Source organism: Thermoproteus sp. CP80 (assembly GCF_002077075.2).
GTDB lineage: Archaea > Thermoproteota > Thermoprotei > Thermoproteales > Thermoproteaceae > Thermoproteus.
The window spans coordinates 1-21,127 of record NZ_LCWM02000022.1; the positions used below are offsets into that span (position 1 = coordinate 1).

Annotated in this window: 21 protein-coding genes and 1 tRNA gene; 12 read left to right on the forward strand and 10 right to left on the reverse strand. The window is 46.4% G+C overall.

The genetic code is table 11. From position 1 onward, the window contains the following. Positions 1-483 (reverse strand): AAA family ATPase (locus B7L68_RS05595; RefSeq protein WP_143615300.1); only part of this gene is annotated, 483 nt, incomplete at its 3' end. Between the two features lie 122 nt (positions 484-605). On the opposite strand from B7L68_RS05595, the gene B7L68_RS05600 reads away from it, so the two are divergent. The 3 genes from B7L68_RS05600 to B7L68_RS05610 all read left to right on the forward strand — a co-directional run bounded on the left by B7L68_RS05600 (position 606) and on the right by B7L68_RS05610 (position 2,741). Beyond that, positions 606-1,901: an MFS transporter gene (locus B7L68_RS05600; RefSeq protein WP_081246702.1), complete on the forward strand. Its 1,296-nt coding sequence runs from the start codon at positions 606-608 to the stop codon at positions 1,899-1,901. Between the two features lie 78 nt (positions 1,902-1,979). Next, the gene (locus B7L68_RS05605) at positions 1,980-2,501 is read left to right on the forward strand and encodes a PaREP1 family protein (protein WP_081246703.1); all 522 of its coding nucleotides are present in this window, start codon (positions 1,980-1,982) and stop codon (positions 2,499-2,501) included. A gap of 115 nt (positions 2,502-2,616) precedes the next feature. Further along, positions 2,617-2,741, forward strand: a tRNA-Pro gene (locus B7L68_RS05610). A gap of 1,104 nt (positions 2,742-3,845) precedes the next feature. Here the strand turns inward: B7L68_RS05610 and B7L68_RS05615 are convergent. The 6 genes from B7L68_RS05615 to B7L68_RS05640 form a co-directional block, all read right to left on the reverse strand. Beyond that, positions 3,846-4,397, reverse strand: coding sequence for a hypothetical protein (locus tag B7L68_RS05615; protein WP_238136348.1), 552 nt, complete (start codon positions 4,395-4,397; stop codon positions 3,846-3,848). A gap of 115 nt (positions 4,398-4,512) precedes the next feature. Next, positions 4,513-5,124, reverse strand: coding sequence for a hypothetical protein (locus tag B7L68_RS05620; protein ID WP_081246704.1), 612 nt, complete (start codon positions 5,122-5,124; stop codon positions 4,513-4,515). Between the two features lie 209 nt (positions 5,125-5,333). Continuing rightward, complete coding sequence (locus B7L68_RS05625; protein WP_238136349.1) at positions 5,334-6,260, reverse strand: prephenate dehydratase; 927 nt, start codon at positions 6,258-6,260, stop codon at positions 5,334-5,336. A 104-nt stretch (positions 6,261-6,364) separates the two neighbouring features. Beyond that, positions 6,365-7,378 (reverse strand): isocitrate/isopropylmalate dehydrogenase family protein, encoded by a 1,014-nt coding sequence (locus tag B7L68_RS05630; RefSeq protein WP_081246705.1) that lies wholly within the window; start codon positions 7,376-7,378, stop codon positions 6,365-6,367. A 441-nt stretch (positions 7,379-7,819) separates the two neighbouring features. Further along, a complete protein-coding gene (locus B7L68_RS05635) occupies positions 7,820-8,362 on the reverse strand; it encodes a hypothetical protein (RefSeq protein WP_143615301.1) in 543 nt (180 codons plus the stop codon). Next, complete coding sequence (locus tag B7L68_RS05640; protein WP_081246707.1) at positions 8,359-9,702, reverse strand: ATP-binding protein; 1,344 nt, start codon at positions 9,700-9,702, stop codon at positions 8,359-8,361. The genes B7L68_RS05635 and B7L68_RS05640 overlap by 4 nt, the downstream gene beginning before the upstream one ends. Before the next feature lie 106 nt (positions 9,703-9,808). Between B7L68_RS05640 and B7L68_RS05645 the strand changes: the two genes are divergently transcribed. Next, entirely contained in the window at positions 9,809-10,963 is a 1,155-nt protein-coding gene (locus B7L68_RS05645; RefSeq protein ID WP_143615302.1) for a hypothetical protein, read from the forward strand. Positions 10,964-11,063: 100 nt separating this feature from the next. Beyond that, positions 11,064-11,639, forward strand: coding sequence for a hypothetical protein (locus tag B7L68_RS05650; protein ID WP_081246709.1), 576 nt, complete (start codon positions 11,064-11,066; stop codon positions 11,637-11,639). A 5-nt stretch (positions 11,640-11,644) separates the two neighbouring features. On the opposite strand, the gene B7L68_RS05655 is transcribed toward B7L68_RS05650, so the two are convergent. Beyond that, complete coding sequence (locus B7L68_RS05655; RefSeq protein ID WP_081246710.1) at positions 11,645-11,962, reverse strand: ribbon-helix-helix protein, CopG family; 318 nt, start codon at positions 11,960-11,962, stop codon at positions 11,645-11,647. A 1,105-nt stretch (positions 11,963-13,067) separates the two neighbouring features. On the opposite strand from B7L68_RS05655, the gene B7L68_RS08680 reads away from it, so the two are divergent. Continuing rightward, a complete protein-coding gene (locus tag B7L68_RS08680; RefSeq protein WP_162008407.1) occupies positions 13,068-13,226 on the forward strand; it encodes a hypothetical protein in 159 nt (52 codons plus the stop codon). 1,248 nt (positions 13,227-14,474) lie between these two features. On the opposite strand, the gene B7L68_RS08500 is transcribed toward B7L68_RS08680, so the two are convergent. Next, complete coding sequence (locus B7L68_RS08500; RefSeq protein WP_143615304.1) at positions 14,475-14,774, reverse strand: hypothetical protein; 300 nt, start codon at positions 14,772-14,774, stop codon at positions 14,475-14,477. Positions 14,775-15,367: 593 nt separating this feature from the next. After that, entirely contained in the window at positions 15,368-15,574 is a 207-nt protein-coding gene (locus B7L68_RS05670; protein WP_143615305.1) for a hypothetical protein, read from the reverse strand. Positions 15,575-15,605: 31 nt separating this feature from the next. Here B7L68_RS05670 and B7L68_RS05675 point away from each other — a divergent pair, with 31 nt between their 5' ends. The 6 genes from B7L68_RS05675 (at position 15,606) to B7L68_RS08920 (ending at position 21,082) form a co-directional block, all read left to right on the forward strand. Next, the gene (locus B7L68_RS05675; protein ID WP_081246714.1) at positions 15,606-15,809 is read left to right on the forward strand and encodes a hypothetical protein; all 204 of its coding nucleotides are present in this window, start codon (positions 15,606-15,608) and stop codon (positions 15,807-15,809) included. A 468-nt stretch (positions 15,810-16,277) separates the two neighbouring features. Beyond that, positions 16,278-17,474: a CaiB/BaiF CoA-transferase family protein gene (locus B7L68_RS05680; protein WP_081246715.1), complete on the forward strand. Its 1,197-nt coding sequence runs from the start codon at positions 16,278-16,280 to the stop codon at positions 17,472-17,474. 85 nt (positions 17,475-17,559) lie between these two features. Continuing rightward, on the forward strand, positions 17,560-18,531 hold the full coding sequence (locus B7L68_RS05685; RefSeq protein WP_081246716.1) for an NAD(P)-dependent oxidoreductase: 972 nt from the start codon (positions 17,560-17,562) through the stop codon (positions 18,529-18,531). Between the two features lie 51 nt (positions 18,532-18,582). Then, positions 18,583-19,710, forward strand: coding sequence for a zinc-binding dehydrogenase (locus B7L68_RS05690; protein ID WP_081246717.1), 1,128 nt, complete (start codon positions 18,583-18,585; stop codon positions 19,708-19,710). A gap of 59 nt (positions 19,711-19,769) precedes the next feature. Further along, positions 19,770-20,615 carry an MFS transporter gene (locus B7L68_RS08915; RefSeq protein WP_081246718.1) on the forward strand — a complete coding sequence of 282 codons (846 nt, stop codon included), beginning with the start codon at positions 19,770-19,772 and terminating at the stop codon, positions 20,613-20,615. After that, the gene (locus tag B7L68_RS08920) at positions 20,579-21,082 is read left to right on the forward strand and encodes an MFS transporter (RefSeq protein ID WP_202820513.1); all 504 of its coding nucleotides are present in this window, start codon (positions 20,579-20,581) and stop codon (positions 21,080-21,082) included. The genes B7L68_RS08915 and B7L68_RS08920 overlap by 37 nt, the downstream gene beginning before the upstream one ends. Positions 21,083-21,127: the final 45 nt, after the last annotated feature.

Sequence of the window (21,127 nt, forward strand, 5' to 3'; positions counted from 1 at the left end):
CAACGGACCACCGAGTCTCTGTGCCTCGTCAATAACCAACGGCAACCTAACGCCAGACCTACCCGCAACCCTATCCAACTCCCTCAATAACTCACTAATGAGCGGCCTATCCCTGCCCCAGCTAATATTGACACCGAAGCCCTCAATCCTAACACCCCTAACACTCATTAAGGCCCTCCTAAACTCCCTCACAATGAGACCTAACCCATCGTAAGCCCTAAGGAACTCACTTAACGCCCTAGACAATAATTCGTAGAGACCCCTCCTAGATCTAACGAACTCCCTAACGTCGATGAACACGTAAGGGGTAGTGAGACCATTGAGCGCCGTCAACGTCAGGGAAGTCTTGCCAGTCCTCCTAAGACCTCGGACAACAATAAGCCTTGTCGATGGGTCATTAACGAACTTAACCAATGAATTAAGCTCATCATCAAAGTCAAACAAATCCTCCCTACGCCTTTTAGGCTTCGGATCGAAGAGCATCACTTCCGCACCGAAAGATACTTCCGCAGCGGAAATAATTAAAACTAACGCAGGCAGTACAAGATATAAAACCTATTGCGACTTAGGTAATACTTATAGAGAATCTATTATCTTCATCAACGATGAGGAGGGTTGAGGGCGATGTGGGCGGCTTGAACGTGAGGGCTATGTTGGGTGGCATGTTTGGTTGGATGGTTGATGTCTTTGATCTAACACTCGTATTATTCATAGCCTCAGTACTTGGCGAGTATTTCTTCCCACCGACAAACCTTATCGCGAGGTTATTATTCGTCTTCGCTTCATACTCACTGACATTGCTCGCGAGGCCATTGGGAGGCATCATCTTCGGGCATGTCGCTGATAGGATTGGTAGGAGGTTAACCATGATGGTGACCCTACTCGGCCTCGGCATATCATCAGCATTGACAGGCGCCCTGCCCACGTATCAGGAGGTTGGTTTATTAGCTACGGCATTGTTCGTACTGTTGAGGCTTATTGTTGGTGTGTTCGTTGGTGGCGAGGTTTCTGGCTCGCACCTAGTCGCCATTGAGAGCTCCTCGCCCAGGTTTAGGGGCTTGGTTAGTGGTGTCATCGAGAGCGGTTACTACTGGGGCTACGCCCTAGCCGCACTAACCTTCGCTTTACTCAGGGATTACTTTGGGCCCAGGGTATTCGTGTCCTTCGGGTGGAGGTACGCGTTCCTGGTGGGCCTGGTCATAGCCTTAGTCGGGATCCTACTGAGGCTTACAGTTGATGAGCCGTCAATATATAGAGAGGTTAAGACAGCGGGCAAGATCCCACGCGTACCCATAGCGTCGCTCTTCAGGGAGAAGCCCCTAGACGTCTTAGTAGTGCTCGTACTATTGGCGGGCATTTTCTGGGTCGCCTACGCAACACTCGGCTTCCTGCCAACATACCTGGGCACATTCCTGAAGATACCGATGCCGATGGTATTCTGGGGGTTGACATACGCAGCCTTGATTGGTGGTGTCATAACCATAGTCGGCGGCGTACTTAGTAACTACCTAAAAAGGAAATACTCATTCCTTTATTATTCACTAATAGGAATAATAATTGCATACCCACTTGCCGTGGCATTGAGGGGTGGTTACGTGCCCATGGTCATATCGGCGGGTATTTTGACGAGCGTCGTAGGCACAGGCGGTGTCATGCTAGCATACCTAGCCGAGCTATTCCCAACCAGGTACAGGGGATCAGCCATAGGGTTCCTATGGAACATGGCATCAATAGGCGCCACAGGGGCATTACTTACCGCACCATTATGGTTAAAAAGCCTAGGACTACTCATCGGCTACACAACAATGCTCATCGCAGGCTTCATAATAGCCATAATAGGCGCGGCAATAACGAGGGATAATACTGGGGTAGAACTAAGAAAGCTCGATGAAACAGCATAAAGCCCAAGGACGGCATTAAACAGCGATTAAATTGGTATCACCCTGAACACTTATTAATTTGCTAGGGCGGAAAGGCGTGTGTATGAAGTATTAGATTACAAAAAGGACCCTAGATCTTACGTTCGTGCGAAGGTCCTGGAGGGACTGATAGAGGGTAGGCTAGCCCTGGAGATGCTTAGGAAGGGCTTCCTAACGAACTCGGCATCCAAGGCCTTCATCTCCGTAAAAGCCATAGTAAGCGCACTGGTGGTAAAGAACCTGGACAGGATAATAAAGGACAAGCCGGAAAAGGAGAGGGGTTGGTACGAGAAGGTAGGCTACTCAGCACCAACCACAGGCCTAATAGGGATCTCGTACGATTTAGAGAGGCTGGGCTACAACGTAGGTCTAATAGTGAGGATAGCCCTAACCCTACACGCATTTTCGTATAACGGCTTCAACCCAAACCTAGCCAACCACAGGAACGAGGAGGAGGTGGAGAAGGACATAATGAGCATAATACAATTCCTAACAAACAACGTCAAGAAATACTTCGAAGACACCTGGAACGAAAAACTAGAAAAGGAACTAAAAGCATTAACCACCGTACAACAACCCTAACCAAGGAACAAACCAAGCACCTAATAAACCAACACCTCACATAAACACTACAAAACAACCCTAAGCCCGCGCATCATGGGGAAAGCTTAAAAGCGATAAACACAAAACACAGAACGGGGCCGTAGTCTAGCCTGGCTAGGATAGTGGCAACACCCTGAAGCCGGCCTGGGGTCGTACCCCGAATGATAAAAAGCGCTGGAGCGCCGGTGAACCCGGGTTCAAATCCCGGCGGCCCCACCAAGAACTTTATGCGTTTTTTATTTTTGATTTGGTTTCGCTTTGTTTCTGTAGGTATTGGTTTGTAGACTATCCTCACAAGTATCCTTAGGCTTATTCCTCTTCATGCCCACTTTTCCGTTTTTTGCATTGTTCGTCCGTAGGATTCCATGAATTTCCCTAGCCTAATTAGCTATCGTAGTGTTAAAATCAACTCAGCCCTCAGCAAGTAAATTGCATATTGCTTCACAACGCATCTGAGGTAACCGAATGATTAACCTTAAAGACATCGTTTAGCTGTAAAACTAAGCTCGATGATTAGTGTGCCATCGAGCTTTATTGAACCATCGTAATCTCTTAAACATTATTCAGGTAGTATTAATATTAACGCTCCTAATTAAGCCTACCGATGATTTAAAAATCGATAATTAGGGCTTTTACTTTAAAGAACTTTCACGAGACTATGCATAATCGTAAAAATAGAAAAATAGAAAGAAATAAGGAATAAAAAGCTCTAAATTTTAATAAGGGTAAAGGGGGTTTGAATTGCGCAATTAAAGTATAGTTAGTGTGTTTTCTCCATAAGAAATAGAATGTTTACGACGAAAAAGTTTTTAATAAAGTTGAGTTAGATAAGTTGTTGCGGCAAACCTGCCTGGGCCATGAAGTATAAAGTATACGCACAAGGTGACACTAACTCATGAATTCAATAAACCCAGGCAGGGCCGAGAATGGACACTAACTCATGGAATGTTAAAGTACATATGCTCTTTCCTAATGCATTAGGCTTCTGATTTTTCCGTAACGTTCATAATGTGTTAGCATCATTTTCAAGCTTTCGTAATGCCTCGTGACATATTATTTTTAAATTAATCTATACAATGATAAATTTAAACATTTACTTACTTAGAACTATTATGGTTAATTAATACCTAAGGCTTAGCGGGTTAATCATTAAGAGGAGTGAGCCAATGAGTAAATTAATCGGGCTTCTTAATAACTACGAGGATAAGATTAGTATAGATCAATTATTGCTAGGCTGAATAAGATTAAGGCCTTGTTTAGAGACGACCAGCGGGTCTAAATCCTGGAGGTGAAGTAGGTCTTTAAAAAATGTGTAATGCTTGCTTAAGAAAGCATTTTCTTAATTTCGTCTTTGAATTCCTCATAATTACGAACATATATTAATTCACTGCACGGGCATTTGCTGCATACCAAATATTTTTGTATGAAATCTCTTAACTTCTTATCATCAGTCACAAATGGTAATGGTCCCCTAGTTATTCCTACATTAGATCTGGGTACCGTAGCTAAAACATCATATGCTAGCAATAATGAATATAGGACTTCGAGGTCTTCTGAAAGACTTTCAGACGATACCTTTCTCTTAATTTCATCCTTAATTTCATCTCGCCAACAAATCCTCCTTCCGCGTCTACGTAATAATGCGTTATACTGCTTTCTCAATGCCTTATCATCCTCGATTACGCGGACATAACCCTTCTTTTTTAATTCCTTGAGAGTTTCATGACATAGGTTAAGCATATCGTGAACATCTACATTACCCCAACCATGCCTGTTTCTATCTACACTATTAAGTACATTTGGAAGTGCCTTATTAATTAATTCATTAATTACCGCTGAATCCGTGTAAATAATTAAATATTTATTCTCAAGCATACCTAAGATTCGAGGAGGCTTACTCTGCTTAATGCGGCTCAATGTTATTGAATAAATAATATTAACTAAAATATTGGTGTCCATGAAGACGTGTAATTGCCTATATACCAAGCAATCAATCACCTCTCCTGAAGAGGTCTGGGTATAGCTCCTCCTCATCTACATACTCATTACTCTCAAAAACCTTCCTAAGCGCTCTCCTAGCCTCTATATATGCATCAAGGCTCATGTTGAATGCCATTGCTTTAATGATGGGGGATAGTCTGAGGATTTTCATACTTAATTCAATCAGGGAGTCCTCGCGGTATTTACCATACTCATCAACAACCCTAACAGCGTAATCTGTTAAGTCCTTAAGACCGCCTTTAACTAATTCACTGTAGGCATTCTCGAACACCTTATTCGGCGAATTCCTAACTAAGTACTTGTCCCCAGCCTTCACTATAATGCCCTCATCGTAGGCCCCCAACTTCTTGAGCAATTCATCAATTGGTAAAAAGGGTCCCTTGAGGTATATCCTGAACTCGACCGGTAACCTCGCCCTTGGTGCATCGAGGAGCCTAGGGGTATTGTCCTTATCGGTGTCTGTGTAGAGTGTTAGGAATAAGAGCTTCACTAGCACCTCGGTGCTGATTGAACGGTTATACCTCATCATGTACCTACTGATTATGAGCTTAATCAAATTAAGCGCTTGTCCCCCTCCTAATTTGGGAATTACGCTCGACATACATATATAAATTCTTAACACAGGTTAAAAGGTTTTTCCAGCAAAGTCCTCGCAAATTTGTTCCCGTGCTGTCCTCTGCTGCTACCGTGCCTACTATGGTTATTACGAAGCTCATAACAGGCAGCGCCGTCTCTCAGGCGGTGATCAATTTGCTCATGTGTAAAATATATTCATTGGTTTTTATCCTGTTTTATTCGTGTTGTGGTTCTTCATGTTATTTTTATGTGTTTGTAACTTCCGAGTATTTTTAAGTACGTTGTTTCTTGTTGTAGTTGCTGTATTGCTTCGTTGCACTCCTCGTCCTTGAGTTGGCATTCGGTCTCTAGTAGGAAGTCGTAGCCCCATGGGCTTTGTTTGTTTGGTTTTGAGTAGATCATTGATAGGTTTATGCCCCTCTCTGCGAATGGTTTTAGGGCTTTGTACAGTGAACCTGGCCTGTTCGGTACTGAGAATATGAGGAGGGTTCTATCACCAATATCCGACCTACGCCTTGTTATTACTAGGAACCTTGTGTAATTTGGCCTATCCTCGATACCACACATTATTGGCTTCAACCCACGCGTTTCGGCACCCAACCTGGAGGCTATGGCCGCCCTATTCCTGGCCCCCCTGATCTTCTCGAGGGCCTCCGACGTTGATTGTGTGTATATTATCGATACCTTGAGCCTCGCCACAAAATCCATGGCCTCGGATATCGCGTGTGGGTGTGAGTAGACCTCGGTTATCTCATCGAGCGATTCGACCCCCTCATTAACCACGAGGCATAGCGATACCCTGTATTCTACGGAGTAACTCACGTAGACGCTCCACTTAATCAACGCATCCATCGAGTCGCCAACGACGCCGGCCAGGTTATTCTCTATCGGCACTACGCCAAAGCCGCAGTCCCCATTGTACACGCACTTAACGATTTCCTCAACATTCCTCATTGGTATGAACGACTTATTGATCCCAAAGAACCTCATTGCAACCTCATGCGAGTAACTGCCGCTTGGTCCTAGGTAGGCTATTGGTTCGTTAACGAGGTACTCATTGATTGTATTGATCAATGCTGGTTCACGTACCTCACTAAGTAACTCAGTGAGTAGGTTTGCCTCGATTGAATTAGAGCTCAACATGCCCCTTAACCTGGCCATTTTACTCTCAATATCCCTTACAAGGTTCGTTAGTTCTTGAATTCCAGGTTGTTCACGGTGGTTTAATTATATAGGTTATTTATAAGCATTACTAGCCTATTGACTCAACCAAGTCTCCTAAGGATCTCCTCGGTAAACTCCTCCGTTTTTGCATTACCACCAAGGTCTGGGGTTAACTTGACACCCTCACTCAGGGTCTCTATTACGGCTTTTTCCACGGCATCTCCAGCACTCATATACTTGGTATCCCCAGTTTTCTCACCCCACCACCTGAGCATCCATGATACACACAGTATAGTCGCCGTCGGATTGGCAATGCCCTTACCTGCAATGTCGAAGGCAGCTCCATGAACAGGCTCGAACATTGCCTTGCTATCGCCCATGTTTGCTGATGGGGCTAGCCCAATGCTTCCTGTAACATAAGCCGCAATATCACTTAGGATGTCCCCATATAGGTTCGTGGTTACTATAACGTCGAAGTCCTGGGGTCTCCTGACCATGTCCATAACCGCAGCGTCAATGTACATCTCATTAATTGAAATCCCAGGGTATTCCTTAGCGATATCCCTAACCGCGCTTCTGAATAAACCATCGCTGACAGTCAAGACATTGGCCTTATGCACGATTGTAACCCTCCTACGCCTATTCATTGCAAGGTTTAGGGCAACCCTGGCAATCCTCTCACTAGCCCTCTTCGTTATAACCCTTAAGGCAACAGCGACATCGCTGGTCAACATGTACTCAGCCCTTACGTAAACATCCTCCGTATTCTCACGCACAATGACTAAGTCAACACCATCCCTAACGGCCTTAACGCCAGGGTAATTCCTGGCAGGCCTGATATTAGCGTATAGATCGAGACCCCTCCTCAACCCAACCACAACATCACCAGCACTCTCGCCAACAGGACCCTTGAGTATTGCGTCCGCGGACTCTATGATGGGCCAGTACCTACTCGGCAAAGCCTCACCATATTTCCTAAGCGCATTATCGCCAGCCTCCACGAACTGTAAATCCACCGTTAACCCATACTTAGCAGCCGCAGCCTTGAGAACCCTAAGGGCTGATGAAGTAACCTCAGGACCTACACCATCACCCTCAATAACAACCACTCTCATCCTGAATGAAGTAAATAATGCACTTAAATGCATTGCCCACCTATGTAGGTTATTTATCGAACTGACCCCTCCCCGCCCTAAAGGACGAGGTTTGTCATTAGCACGCTATCAAACCTTATAAGGTGGGTAAGTAATGCTGGGTTTATGACATTATTGAGGGCAGATAAGGAGGGGTGGGAGACACTGGGCGGTGGCGTGCTTAGGAAGTACGTAAATGGCGTGAACGTAACCATAGCCCCAGGTCTCTTTGGATCATCTATGAAATCACTCTCAACAACAAAGCCCGGACCGTCTTATCACGCCAGCGTTACCCTTGGTAGTTTCTCTATTATTTTCCTCGGTACGTGTTGTTGCGTTGGGTGTTTGTTGTGGTTGTGGTTGCTCTTCATTAGTATTGCGTGGATGGTTGGTGTGGTTCATTTTTAGGGCTGGCTACCAGCCCTATGTGAGTATTACCCTCGGTAGTTTCTTCATTATTTCCGGCTTTACGTGCCTCTGTATTAGGTTTTTGTCCGCGTTGTAGTTGCTCCTAGCCAATATGGCGTGCGTTGTTGCCGCGACCTTGCTTCCGTGGAGCCTAAGTCTCCTTTTGAGCATTTGCACGGTTATGAACCTATGCACAGCGTGTATGTAGGCTATGTTCCTAAGGACATCAGCATCACCCCCAGCCTCGATAGGCACAACTGTTGGGTCGGCATTTACCATGTGCACCCTAAACCTCACAAAACCAAACCTCTCGAGCATGAAGAACAAGGGCCCAGCAAGCCTGGCGGGGACTGCCGTGAATAGGTGTAGGTTGGGCTCACCACTCACGAGGTCCCTGAGGCCCTTGAAATCCGTGCTCACCAACTCACCCAGCCCAACCCTAACCGTGAATGAGCCACCGCCATCAACGAACTCCACACTCAACGAACCAACAACGACACCGGCACCCAAGCCTCTTAGGAACAAGTCCCTAACACTCCTCGGGTAGAAGGCTATCAAGCCCCAATACACCTCCAAACACCCTCAAGCAGCTTGTTATAACCAACGTGGCTAAACCCATACTCCCTAATTACATTCATTAAATCATCGACCATCGATGGTGCTACGGACTCAACGCACCTCCTAAGCGTCACGGCGTTCGGCTTTGGTTGTACCTCCACGTTCACCTTGATTGGTATTGTGGACAGCCCGGGCCCGAAGTGCTCCTTGGCCTCTCTGGTCATTGAGTGTATGTGGAGTATTGCCACGTAGACATCCCTCCAGTGCTCCTCCAACTCACCCCTAGGCCTAATGCCCGGCTCCGTATCACCAATCGCGTACTTATAACTGGGCCTCCTGGCTATCAGGTCCCTAAAGCTTAGGTATGGTATTGGGAACTCAACGAACAACCTATCCGCATTGAAGACGCTGTCGGGGAAGTCGCTCGGCGATTGGCTTATCAGGGCGAAGTAGAACCTCCTATTCCTACCAATCCTAAGCAACCTATAGAGCGTTGAGGACCTCTTGTGCAGGAATAGGTGGGCCTCATCGAGAACTATTAACACATTCCTAACACCACGCCTACCCAAGGCCCTCATCAAAGCTATCATGTAGAACCACTGCTGAACATCATCCTCAAACACACTCAAGTCAATACCAACGCTCTTACCCCTCAACTCACCACTCAATAGCCTCCTGATTATTGGGTGCGTCTCGTAATCAACCATCCAATGCCTAACCATACTAAGCCTCCTAATTAGGGCATAGATGGACTCGATGAGGTTGCCCTGGATCACGCCCACATTAACCGCATCCTCGGCAAGCTTGATCAAGCCACCCAAGTTCCTCGGGTACTTCGAAACATCCAAGCCCTGAGGCGGCGGCTGAAGCCCGAGAAGCCACGCGGCGAGAACCTCAAGGTTCCTAGCCATTGTCGGAGTTATGGCGTTGACCTCGCCCGCTATCTCGAAGGTCTCGGCGAGGACGCTGGGCAGTATCACTGGGCTGAGCTCAGCAACGACGTTTATTGGGTATGGTGCGTAGTAGTCTGTGTAGCCCTCGTAACCCTCCACACCGCCAACAACGTCTGGGACAAGGGCTGCGTAGTCCTCGGGTAGGCATTGTAGGGCATTCTTCATTAGGCTGGACTTACCCGCGCCTATTGGCCCGAAGACCACGGCGTGGGACTTATTCATAACCATCAACCTAAAGAAACCCCTAACCAAGTCATTAACACAGTCAACAGACCCGCCATACCGCAACCCACCCACCTCGTCGGACTTGCCCTGGGAGATGCTCGACCAGAAACTAGGCACACTAGGCTCCCTCTTCCTACCCCAAAGCCTAGTGAACCAAATCATCAATTAGCCAGTTGGCTAGTTTAAAAGGGGTCTACAGCACCGTGAATCCCCTACTCCCTAGGCCCCCTTTTAAACTGGGGAGTAGTTGGTGAGTATGCCTGGGCCAGTGGATGAGGAGTTGGGTGGGAGGTTGTTCGAGATAATGACTAGGAACATGTGCCACGCAGCGATAATCGGCCCAAGCGGCTCGGTAAAGTCCGTGGCTGTCAAGTCAGCACTGAAGAACCTACCGAGTAGGTACCTAGCCATTGTGCTGGACACGCACGGTGAGTATGGAGGCTACACGGACTACCACGCACCATACCCAATAAACATCGTTGAAGCACAGCCGCCGGAATCCATAGTCAGTATGGTGGAGGAGTCAATAAGGCTTGTGGAGCCGGGCTTCAAACTACACCCAGACGCCGGGTGGTTGATCGAGGAGGTGGCGAGGCTAATGAGGGGCGAGGAGGACGTATCGAGGCAATTGCCTAGGATTGACGTGAGCAACTACCCAAGGAGCCTCGAGGGGGTTGGGAGGGCCATAGCCAAAATGATAGAGGGCAGGCTACTCAGTAGGGACTTGGTTGAGCCTGCCGAGGAGGCTTACGTGGCTCTGAGTAGGCTGAACCACTGGATGTTCAACACAACGCACCCACTCATTGAGAGGTTGCTCAATGGCGAGTTGAGGGGTAGGTCGATAGGCATTGACCTAAGCGTCCTTGAGGAGCCATGGCAGTTCTGGCTCTACGTGATAGCCCTAATGAGGACCATTGAGGATAGGGGCTTGGAGAACGTGGTGCTGATCATAGACGAGGCATTCGTTGACAATGGACTACCGGGCGAGATAGGGGACTGGGTTGAGGCTGGTGCTGATAGGGGTAGGTACGTGGTCCTAGTAGCCAACGACCTACCCAACGACATCTTCTTCCGCGTGGTCGTTAAGTTCCCATACATGTTCAGGGGCTTCGAGGACGTGCTGGCGAGGAGGGTAGACCCAGACCTAGTGGAGCTGGGTAGGTACGGGCCATACGCAGCCAAGCTCCACGTATTCACGTGGACAGAGGATGCGGAGGAGTGGTTAGGTAGGGGCCACGTTGAGGTGCCTGTGAGATTCGAGAAGCCAGAACCAAAGCCAAGCGCAGTCACACTCACCAAGTGCGTCGAGGAGGTAGCTGGTGAGAACGCGAAGGAGGTAATTGATGACATAAGGAGGGGCGGCTTCGAGGGGAGTAAATACGCCAAGGAGGCGAAACTCACCTGGGAATGCATAGGTAGGTAAACCACTGATCAAGGGCTAGCCTCAAAATAAAAACCACCTTTTTCTTTTCCCTCTTCCTCCTCATCAACCCCGCCTTTTAAGCCCAATAACTAATCAATCGATGCTAAACTGCCTACAGTTGAGGACCGGGCTAATTAGGAAGAGACCAATCTTCATCTGCGGCTTAGACCTAGCCAGGAGGGGCTCGGAGATAATAACACTGGGCCTTGGCACGGTGGCCCTCATAACGAGGGATGGGGCGTTAATAGCCAGCGAAAATTTACCGCTCGGCTTACCAAGGAAAGCCCTAGTAACACCAAACCAAAGCGACATCTTGATTAAGGCTAAGGTTCATAGGGAGTATTGTTGGGATCGCCTCTTCCTATGGCCTCCCAATGAGGCTGTGGAGATGGTTGACCACTTGGTCAACAGCGGCTTCGGCTTGGTGATTATGAGGTTGGGGAAGGCTCCCAACCTGTTGAAGCTTTACAAGAAGCCCATGATGGACAACATGATTAGGGTTAAGGACATACTAGACATGCAGGTCCCAATATCAACACTACCAGTCCAGGTAAGCATACTGGAAATCAAGGAACTCGGTAAGGGAAAACCATTCTGGAGTTACGTAGGCAGTGGTTGCATAGCCGGCAGGTACATCAATGATGCCTTGTCGGCACTGGGCTTCAGGGTGGTTTAGCGTTCTTAACCCCTCGATTTAGCCCTCAGTATCTGCACCCATGGGTTGTCCTCAAACCCACTAACGACCTCGCTTTTAGGCATAGCCTCTGTTTGCTCGGGCTTGGCCTCGGCTGATTGCTCAACACCGAGCTTACTCAAGCAATCCCTGAGCATTGCCCTAACATCATCGAGAACCTCAATCATTGAGTCCCTGCAGACCCCACGCTCGTAATAATCAAGCAACTCCCTAATTAAGTCGCTGAGTGTTAGGTTCCTCTCGATAGCCAACCTAGAGAGCCTCCAATAGACATCCTCACCGACACTTACAGTCCTACGACCCACAATAAGCAAAGCCACAACTTAAAAGGCCACAATCACCGAGAACAAACGAAAACCCCATAGAACACCAATGCACACAAGGACAACGGCACAGAGAGCGAACAACGCACACCGAAGAAACCACGGAAAAACGAGAAAAACCAAGGAACACGACGAAAGGCAAAACAACCAAGTGCCGCATTGATCGTTGATCACGAGAAGCACGACTAACGTAATTAACTCACTCAACTCGCGCAAGCCCACAGACACCTTCAAACGCCGAATGCGGCGTCTGTGATGAATGACGAGCCTAGGTCGAATACGTAGTCCGCCAACTCGATAGTCTCGGCACTAGAGCTCATTGGGATTGGGGAATTTCAAAATATTTAAAACCCCACATACTCGGCAAAAGCTAAAGTAGTATTCGTCAGTTAATTTAATTCGTGGTTAACCACGAATTAAATTAACTGTTGATTCCTTATTCGTCAGTTAATTTATCTCTGCTCCAGCTGCTTGATGAACTCGTTTAGCCCGAGTCTCGTTATCACGGCTAGGGCAAGTGTTGAATAATTATTCAACAGTTATTTTAGCGCGCTACTCACGAACATAAGGGGCGCGCTGAAATAATTGACGTAATGTGCTTGGTTTTTGTTAGGGGTGGGGTTTTAAAAGGTGGTTTGTTGATGGGTTGATGGGTGTTAGCCTTAGTAGGGTTGAGCCCATAAGCGGCTTCTTTGAGGCGGGCAGGTTGACCCTTGCGGAGCTTGGACAAAAGGCTTGTTGATTTAGGCGATGTGGCGTGTAGGTGTAGTAACGATGATTTTAGGCGTGAGTCGATTATGCACACGATGGTTATTTTAATTGGTTTTCAGTGATGGGTCGTTACTGAAAACTATCCAAATTAACTGTTGAATAATCACTTGGCATTCGCCCTAGCTGTTTTGGAGAATCGGGGCTATCTAGATTGAGGAGTTCGTAAGAGCCGTACTCCGCCCTACCCATGGTTACCGCAGTGCATTATCAATAAGTTAGTTATGAATTGGGTGTTTATGAGTACCCATCAATGCTCATAGTGGCGGCCCACGGATTAAGTGCCCAACATTAGAGAAGGGCTTAAGAAGAAAGCCACGTGGGAAAGATCGTGTTATTTTATCTGTCAGTTTCAGGTTCGTTCGTGAGGAAACTGGGAGATAAAATAACGCCGAATCCATGCTCGGCAATTGCTGTGGTGCTGAGGAGGGTGGGCGTAGTAAAATTGCTGAATAAAATAGGCAATATGCCACAATAGAGGCAGGACTTCATCTTATGAAGATAGCCTCACGGTACAACCAGAGAGGTTGTACCGTTCATGCTTTACGCGTTTAACACTTAATGCAATGCTTCCTCCCGGGGACTCCACGTATGTGGCTCACCCGTGGAACTTTATCCTTCAAGCCTTACGCCCAACCAGCTCCAATCTCGGTGAGTTCATGCAAAAGATTAAGGGGGGTGTGGGAAATAGTGAAATGAAGGCTCAATAGTAATGGTGCTGGTTTCTCTAATTTTGTTCTTTGGTCACGATCCACCGTCCACCGACGAAGGTGGTGGCGGGTGCGCTCGGTAAACCTGCGTTCGTGAAAATTGATTTCTAAACCGAGCATACCGTAGAACTCGTAGCATGTAGAGCGTTTTCCCACGTGCCTCCCGTGTTTCAGGTCTTTTAAACTAATTTGAGACAAAGCTCTGATGAGCCCCTTAGTGCAGAGACCCAATGCTACGTGTTAGTGAACGCTCATTCCACAACACAATCGCCAGGGCATTCGCGGACATCGTTTTAGGGCTTCGAAAGCCCTCGATCACGGCTCGATTTATAAATTGATTCATAAATTGGGAATCACGAACGTAATTTCTCGATTTATAAATCGTATATACGTTCAACAAGTACCGTACTTGTTGAAGGTAGGTCGTAACCAATGAGCAATGTATAAAGCCTTACTGCTGAATTAATGAGTACTTGTTTCACCCTTCTCCGCATCTTTCTCGATTTTGTTTATGAATTCGTCGAAGTCCAGCTCCTTGATTAAATTCTTGAATCCACCCCTGATAAGTATGGACTTCACCACCGTCAATGCCTGCACGGGTGGCTCTGTAGGGCATACGCCCTCCTAAACTCGCTAACCTCGACATACGCGGACTCAACGCCACCAACCCTGACCTGCCTATTAAGTAGCAGGCTCACTGGCATTTGATTGAAAGTGGGCAGGTTTATAAGGCCACCTGACCGGGGAATATCATGAAAGCGGTTTCACGCGTTCGGAGGCTTCTCGTCCTCGACTCGATTTATAAATCGAGGAGCCACGTTCGTGACCCAACGAATAAACGGTGCAACAAGCACGGTTGGTGCCACGGAGTACGAATCCAATAAACAATATTCAGATTTAACTATCGTTTTTGCTATAATTTTGTTTCTTTATTCTCCGAATTCCACTCAGTAATGTTTATGAATTTCCCAAGCTTCAGTTCCTCGTATATGTTCTCGAGACCTCTTATCCTCAGCTCAACCTTCACGAAATTGGGCGGAGCTCCTAACTTCTCCACCTTGGCGAGTGCGGCTGCCGCTATAGCTATTGAAGTCACGTACCTCCACGGCTCTATCCCGTCTACCTCCCCCCACCTCCTCCTTGAGGTACTCGTATAGTTCCTCGAAGTACTTTATGCCGAGCCCCACCAAGTCATCGCTCGGCTCTACCCTAAGCAACCTAAGCGCCCTCCTAATCAACGGCTTATAGGTGCCGGTGGTCGTGAATACCCTCCCCGAGGGCGTTGGCAATATCGAGCATGTAGTCGAGAACCTCACGCCTAAAATCATCGTTATTGCACCTGCACGATAACTCTCCCAAATCAACTAGCCTAGCCCCAATCTCGGCTACGCTCATCGTAGGCTGGAACCTATAAAAATAACTCCTAACCAACTCAATAGCAGCAGCCCCACCCATCAATGCCCTATATACACCGATTTAAAAACCGTCACTCAATAATTGTTGATTGGGAATTGGGCAGTTATTTTAAGTGAAGACAACGCTACGACTGTTGTCTTCAGTTAAAATAACTTGTGGTCGGTATTCGTAAGATAATGATTCTGATTGGCTCGGTCATGTTATAACTTATTTTGGATTGTAAGGTGGATTGGTTGGATTATGTACACGTGGGTTTTTCCTTTAACATTTGTTGGTTTTTTATTCGTTAGTTGACCTAATTATGGGTTTGGCGGCTTAGTCGGCTGAGGAATTTGTTGGGTTTGAGCCTTGTGATTATTGACCTTGTGTTTCCCCTGCTTAGTGCCTTTATTGCATTCCTTGGGTTGTTGGTTTCGATAACCGCTATCGCCAGTGCCACAGCTGCCACAATGGGCATTGATGGGTATTCTTTAACGCCCTTTCCGCCTATTCCTTATTCCCTGATCCACCCGTTAGGTAGGTCGAGGTAGTACTCGGCCCTTTGCATAACCTCATCGCCTAGCTCTCCACTGAACCTTACCTTAGCCACGTACCCCATGAAGTCCCCGTAGTACTGGGTTATGTTGAGTACCTCTTTAATGCGTGGGACCAGGAAGTTCGGCCTAGGCACAGTAATGGTCACACAAACAATAACCAGCATAGACACCAACGTATTACAAAACATACCACTAATGATCATCCTCAGCGGGTCTGATGCCTATGTTAATGAGGTGGCCAAGGTACTAAACCTAACCAATGAAGACATCAGGTGGCTAACTACGGCGTTACCAGCACACATGGCTGGATTAATCACGAAGGCCCTGGTCATAACGGGCCCGATAAGGAGGCAGGCAGTAATAGAGCTGGAGCCCTCGGTTAAGGGTTCAGTTTTATAATCATAATTTTTAATGAGATTTATTACAAAAATACTCTGTACCTTTATTTCTAGTTAGTTTTCTATTTTTCATGCTTCATTTACTTCACTCCTTCCCTCACTAATTTTCGGTTGCGAGCCCATCCCATGTAAACGGAATTAAGAACCCACACTTCGGTTGCGTGGTCTTTAGGTGCGAAACTACGTTAAATATCATCTCATTAGGTAAGTCGATTATTTACTTCCGCAGAGCTTAATTGACAATATACCAAAAATTAATAAGAATTAATCTTATCGTTTATTTCAATTTCCCGTTAAATCTAAATAAATACTCCAGCGTTTTACGTAACTAATCACACTGCATTGCCTCAACCATTAATACCCAGCGATTATCGCAGGCGCGTGATTAAAATTGAGTTACCTAAATACCTAGCCTGGGTATGTATGTTCTAGTGGTAATTCTTAATAATGTTGTTTATTATTGCTTTACGTGAGGCCTCTTTTTGGTGTTAGGGTTTTGGAGTTTACGAGTGCGATGGCTGGGCCCTTTGCTGCAATGCTTCTGGCTGACCTTGGTGCGGATGTGATTAAGGTTGAGCCTCCTGAGGGTGATTCATCCCGTGATTGGGGTCCACCGTTCTATGCCGAGAAGTATAGTGCATACTTTGCCAGTGCCAATAGGGGTAAGAGGTCGATAGTTATTGACTTGAGGAGTGAGGGTGGTAGGGATGTTGTTAGGAAACTTGTTGAGAGGGCTGACGTATTGATAGAGGCATACAGACCCGGTACTGCTGCGAGGCTCGGTATTGGTTATGAGGATGTTTCGAGGATTAACCCAAGGATTATATATTGCTCAATATCGGGCTTTGGGCAGTATGGGCCATACAGGGATTACCCAGGTTACGACCTAGTGGCTCTGGCAATGAGTGGCTTGATGGACCTCACCGGGGAGCCTGGTGGTGAGCCTGTGAAGTTTGGTGTGCCTATAATAGACATAGTCACTGGACTTTATTGCGTCATATCGATACTCACGGCGTTGAGGGTTAGGGACATGACTGGTAGGGGTACGTACATAGACCTGGCGCTCACCGACTCGGCAATATCAATACTGACACACCAAGCCGCGCATTACCTAGCCAGTGGTGAGGTTCCCAGGAGGCTCGGTAGTGCGCATTCGAGTATTGCGCCATACCAAGCCTTTAGGGCTGGTGATGGTAGGTACTTCGTCGTTGCCGTGGGTACTGAGAAGCTTTGGCAGGAGTTCTGTAGGGTTATTGGTAGGGAGGACTTGACCAATGACCCTAGGTTCAGGACAAACCCCGATAGGGTTGTTCATAGAGATGAGTTGGTTAGTGAGCTTGAGAGGACGTTCTCGACCAAACCCATGATGTATTGGGTTGAGTTGCTGAGGAAGGCTGGGATACCAGTGGCTCCCGTACTTAATGTTAAGGAGGCACTCGAGGATGGGAATACGAGGGTTAGAAACATGGTACTGGAGCTAAGGCATCCGAGCATTGGTGTTGTTAAGGTTGTTAATAATCCAATAAAGGCCGTGGGTATCGATACTGTAGGCACAGCACCACCGCCAAGGCTTGGGGAGCACACGAGACAAATACTGAGGGAGCTTGGATATACAGAGCAGGAAATAGAGGAACTAATAAGGAAAAAAGCCGTAATAGGGGACTAAAATGCCACAAAACAACCATTATAAAACCCCGAAAACCGCTAATTGGTAAGCTTTATTAAGATGCGGCATCAGTAGTTCAAATATTATGTCAAGGGTACTTATTACTGGTGGTTTGGGGTTTATTGGTTCTCATCTGGCTAGGGCCATGGTGGGTGTGGGTAGGTACGATGTTGTGCTTTGTGATTATGTAATCAACGAGGGGTTAATTAAGGATATTAGGAATAGGGTTGAGGTTGTTAGGTGTGATGTTTCTAATCCTTATGATGTGTATGAGATTTTTAAGAAATATAGGCCAGATGCTGTTGTGCATCTTGCGGCATTACTTTCAGCCAATGCTGAAACTAACCCACACATCGGCTTTAGGGTTAATTTTGAGGGTTCGTGGAATGTGTATGAAGCAGCTAGGATTTTCGATACTAAGACAATAGTATACCCTAGCAGTATTGCTGCATATGGAGCCGGGTTAGAGGGTAAGGAGGTAGTTGATGAAGAAATATATACATTACCAAAGACACTTTATGGCGTATCTAAGCAATTCAATGAGATGCTGGGTATGTGGTATTATTGGCGTTATGGAGTAAACTTCATAGCACTAAGACTAGCCTCAGTAATAGGGCCGGGTAGGAAGGATGGTGGAGCCTCTGCATATACGACACTGATAATACAGAAAGCGGCACAGGGTGAACCTTATGAAATACCGGTGGAGGAGGATGTGAGAATACCGATAGTTTATATTAAGGATGTCACAGATTTAATAATACACATACTCGAGAATCCGAGTAAGGCTAAATCGAGAATTTATAATGTACAGGGACCATACCCATCACCAACTGCACGCGAGCTCGCGGATACCGTGAAATCGATTGTACCAAGTGCACAGTTAATGTTTAAGCCGAACCCTACAATAACGAATATTGTGAAGACCTGGCCCAGAGACTTAAGTATGGATAGGATAAAGAACGAACTTGGGTGGGCGCCGAAGTATGGTGATTTAAAAGCCTTAATACAGGACTTTATAAATGAGGTAAGAAAACATCCAGATATTTTCACAATATAAGTCCATACAAGGGAAATACTTTAAAATACCAATTAAAATTGTTCAATAATTATGTCAGAGTTGATGAGAGCCGTTGTTTTGGAGAAGGCTGGGTCGCCTTATGTCCTTCAAATTAAGAATATACTGAAGCCAAAGCCTAGGAGGGGTGAGGTTTTAATCAAGGTTTGTGGAGCTGGTGTTTGCCATAGTGATTTACACGTAGCACTGGGGGAAATACCCTTTCCAATACCTGCTGTTTTGGGTCATGAGGTTTCTGGCGTTATTGAGGAGGTTGGTGAGGGCGTTGAAGGATTCCAGAGGGGTGATCGTGTAGTTGCGACCTTCATAATACCCTGTGGGGAATGTTATTACTGCAGGATTGGTCGCGAGGATCTATGCGAAAAATTCTACAATTATAATAGGCTTAAGGGTGTGTATTTTGATGGTGATACACGCCTAAGGGATGTCGATGGCTCACCAATATATATGTACTCAATGGGTGCATGGGCTGAGTATTCAGTAATACCAGTGAGGGATGTGTTTAAGGTTCCGCCAAACCTCCCCCTTGATAAGGTCTCTGTAATAGGATGTGCGGTCATGACCGCATTTGGTGCATGCAGAAATGCCTCCTTATCGCCGGGGGAGACAATCGTAGTTTACGGTATTGGTGGTGTTGGATCGAGCGTAGTACATATAGCAAAGAGGGTTTATGGTGTTCGCGTGATTGCAGTTGATATTGATGATAATAAATTAGATTATGCAACAAAGTTGGGCGCCGATTACGTAATTAACTCAAGGAGAGAGGATCCTGTAAGTACGGTGTTAAAGTTGACCAATGGGAGGGGGGCTGATGCTGCGTTTGAGGCGATAGGTCTTCCATTGACAATATCGCAAGCCATCAAATCCGTTAGGGCAGGTGGTAGAGCTGTGATTATAGGGCTATCTAGATCCGATGCTGAGGCATCATTTAACATAAATGCATTAGTGAGGAGAGGTGTACAAATCATAGGGTCATATGGTGGAATACCGTCAAGGGATATACCAGCAATACTAGACCTACTATCAAGGGGGGTACTAAATATAGATTATATTGTTCAGAATGTGTATGAAGGTATTGATGAAATACCAAGGGCATTAAAGGAACTCGAGCAAGGAAAGGTATTAGGAAGACCTGCAGTAAGAATAAGTAGGGAATGTTAAGCTAGTTCTTAATTATTTAGGGAAAAACTTAAAAATATCAAAATATTTTAAGTTTTAATATGTCAGGTGAGAAGATATCATTTAGTACAAAGGTGGGGGCTACGACGTTGGCCACAATAGGTGTTAGCCTTGAATGGTTTGACTTCTTTGCTTATGGAACGGCTGCTGCTTTGGTGTTTCCCTATTATTTCTTCCCGCCTAAGTATCCCTATTTCTGGGCTTTGGTCATGTCCTTGGTTACTTACTTGGTTGGTTTTGTGTTTAGGCCTGTTGGTGCAATAATATTTGGTCACATTGGTGATAGGTATGGTAGGAAGGCTGGATTAACCTGGGACTTGGTGTTGATGGGTCTTGGAACCCTAGCAATAGGGCTAACACCAGGCTACCAACAAGTCGGTTATTTAGGCATAACCCTCGTATCAACATTCAGAATACTCCAGGGCCTAGGTATTGGTGGTGAGTGGGGTGGTGCAACAACATTCGTTGAGGAATTCGCCGCCGAGTCAAGGTGGAGGGCCTTTTGGGGCAGTTGGGTTCAGCAGGGTGTACCCATAGGATTGCTCATGGCGGCAGGACTCTTTACACTATTCAGCTCCATATATAGGGGGGAGGCATTCATAACCTTTGGGTGGAAGCCCGTGTTCTGGATAGGCGCCATTGTGGCAATCATCGCAGTGATACTTAGGGCGATATTCCTAGAAACACCCCGCTTCTTAAGATTAGTACAGAGGGGCGAGGTTTCGAGGGCGCCAATTCCTGAGACCTTTAAGCGTTATTGGAAGAAAATAATATTATTGATGTTTGCTAGGGGTAGTGAGAATGCCAACTTCTATGTTTTTCTGAGTACTCATTATTATTCTTCACGGGCTTGGGGCTTGCGAGAACCCTCGTCACGGGTGCTGTAACCATAGCTGCCACGGTGGAGATTTTCGCAATAATTGCAGCGGCATTGCTGGCTGATATTATTGGGAGGAAGTTGGTATTAATAGGTGGTAATGCAGCCGTAACAATATACGCAGTACCCTATGTATTATTGGCAATAATGTTTAGGACGTCGCCTAATTTCTTCCTAATCGCCACCTTATTATTGGTTGTCTTCGCCATAATTCACGGCTTCATGTACGCGGCAGAAACAGCCTACTGGGCTGAGTTATTCCCAACGAAGTATAGGTACACGGCAACGGGCACCGCATACCACCTAACCGCAATTGTAGCCGGCGGTCTCTCACCACTAATAATAACGGCATTAGTCGGTACACAATACATAGCAAGATGGTGGGGACAGGCGCTCGTAATAGCACTCTACGGAATAATCTCGATAATATGTTTCTTAATGCTTGAAGAGACTAAGGGTAAAGAGTTGCCTGAATAAGTTTAAGTGCAATTTGAGGTAATCCTTAAAAAGAATTGTTTTTCA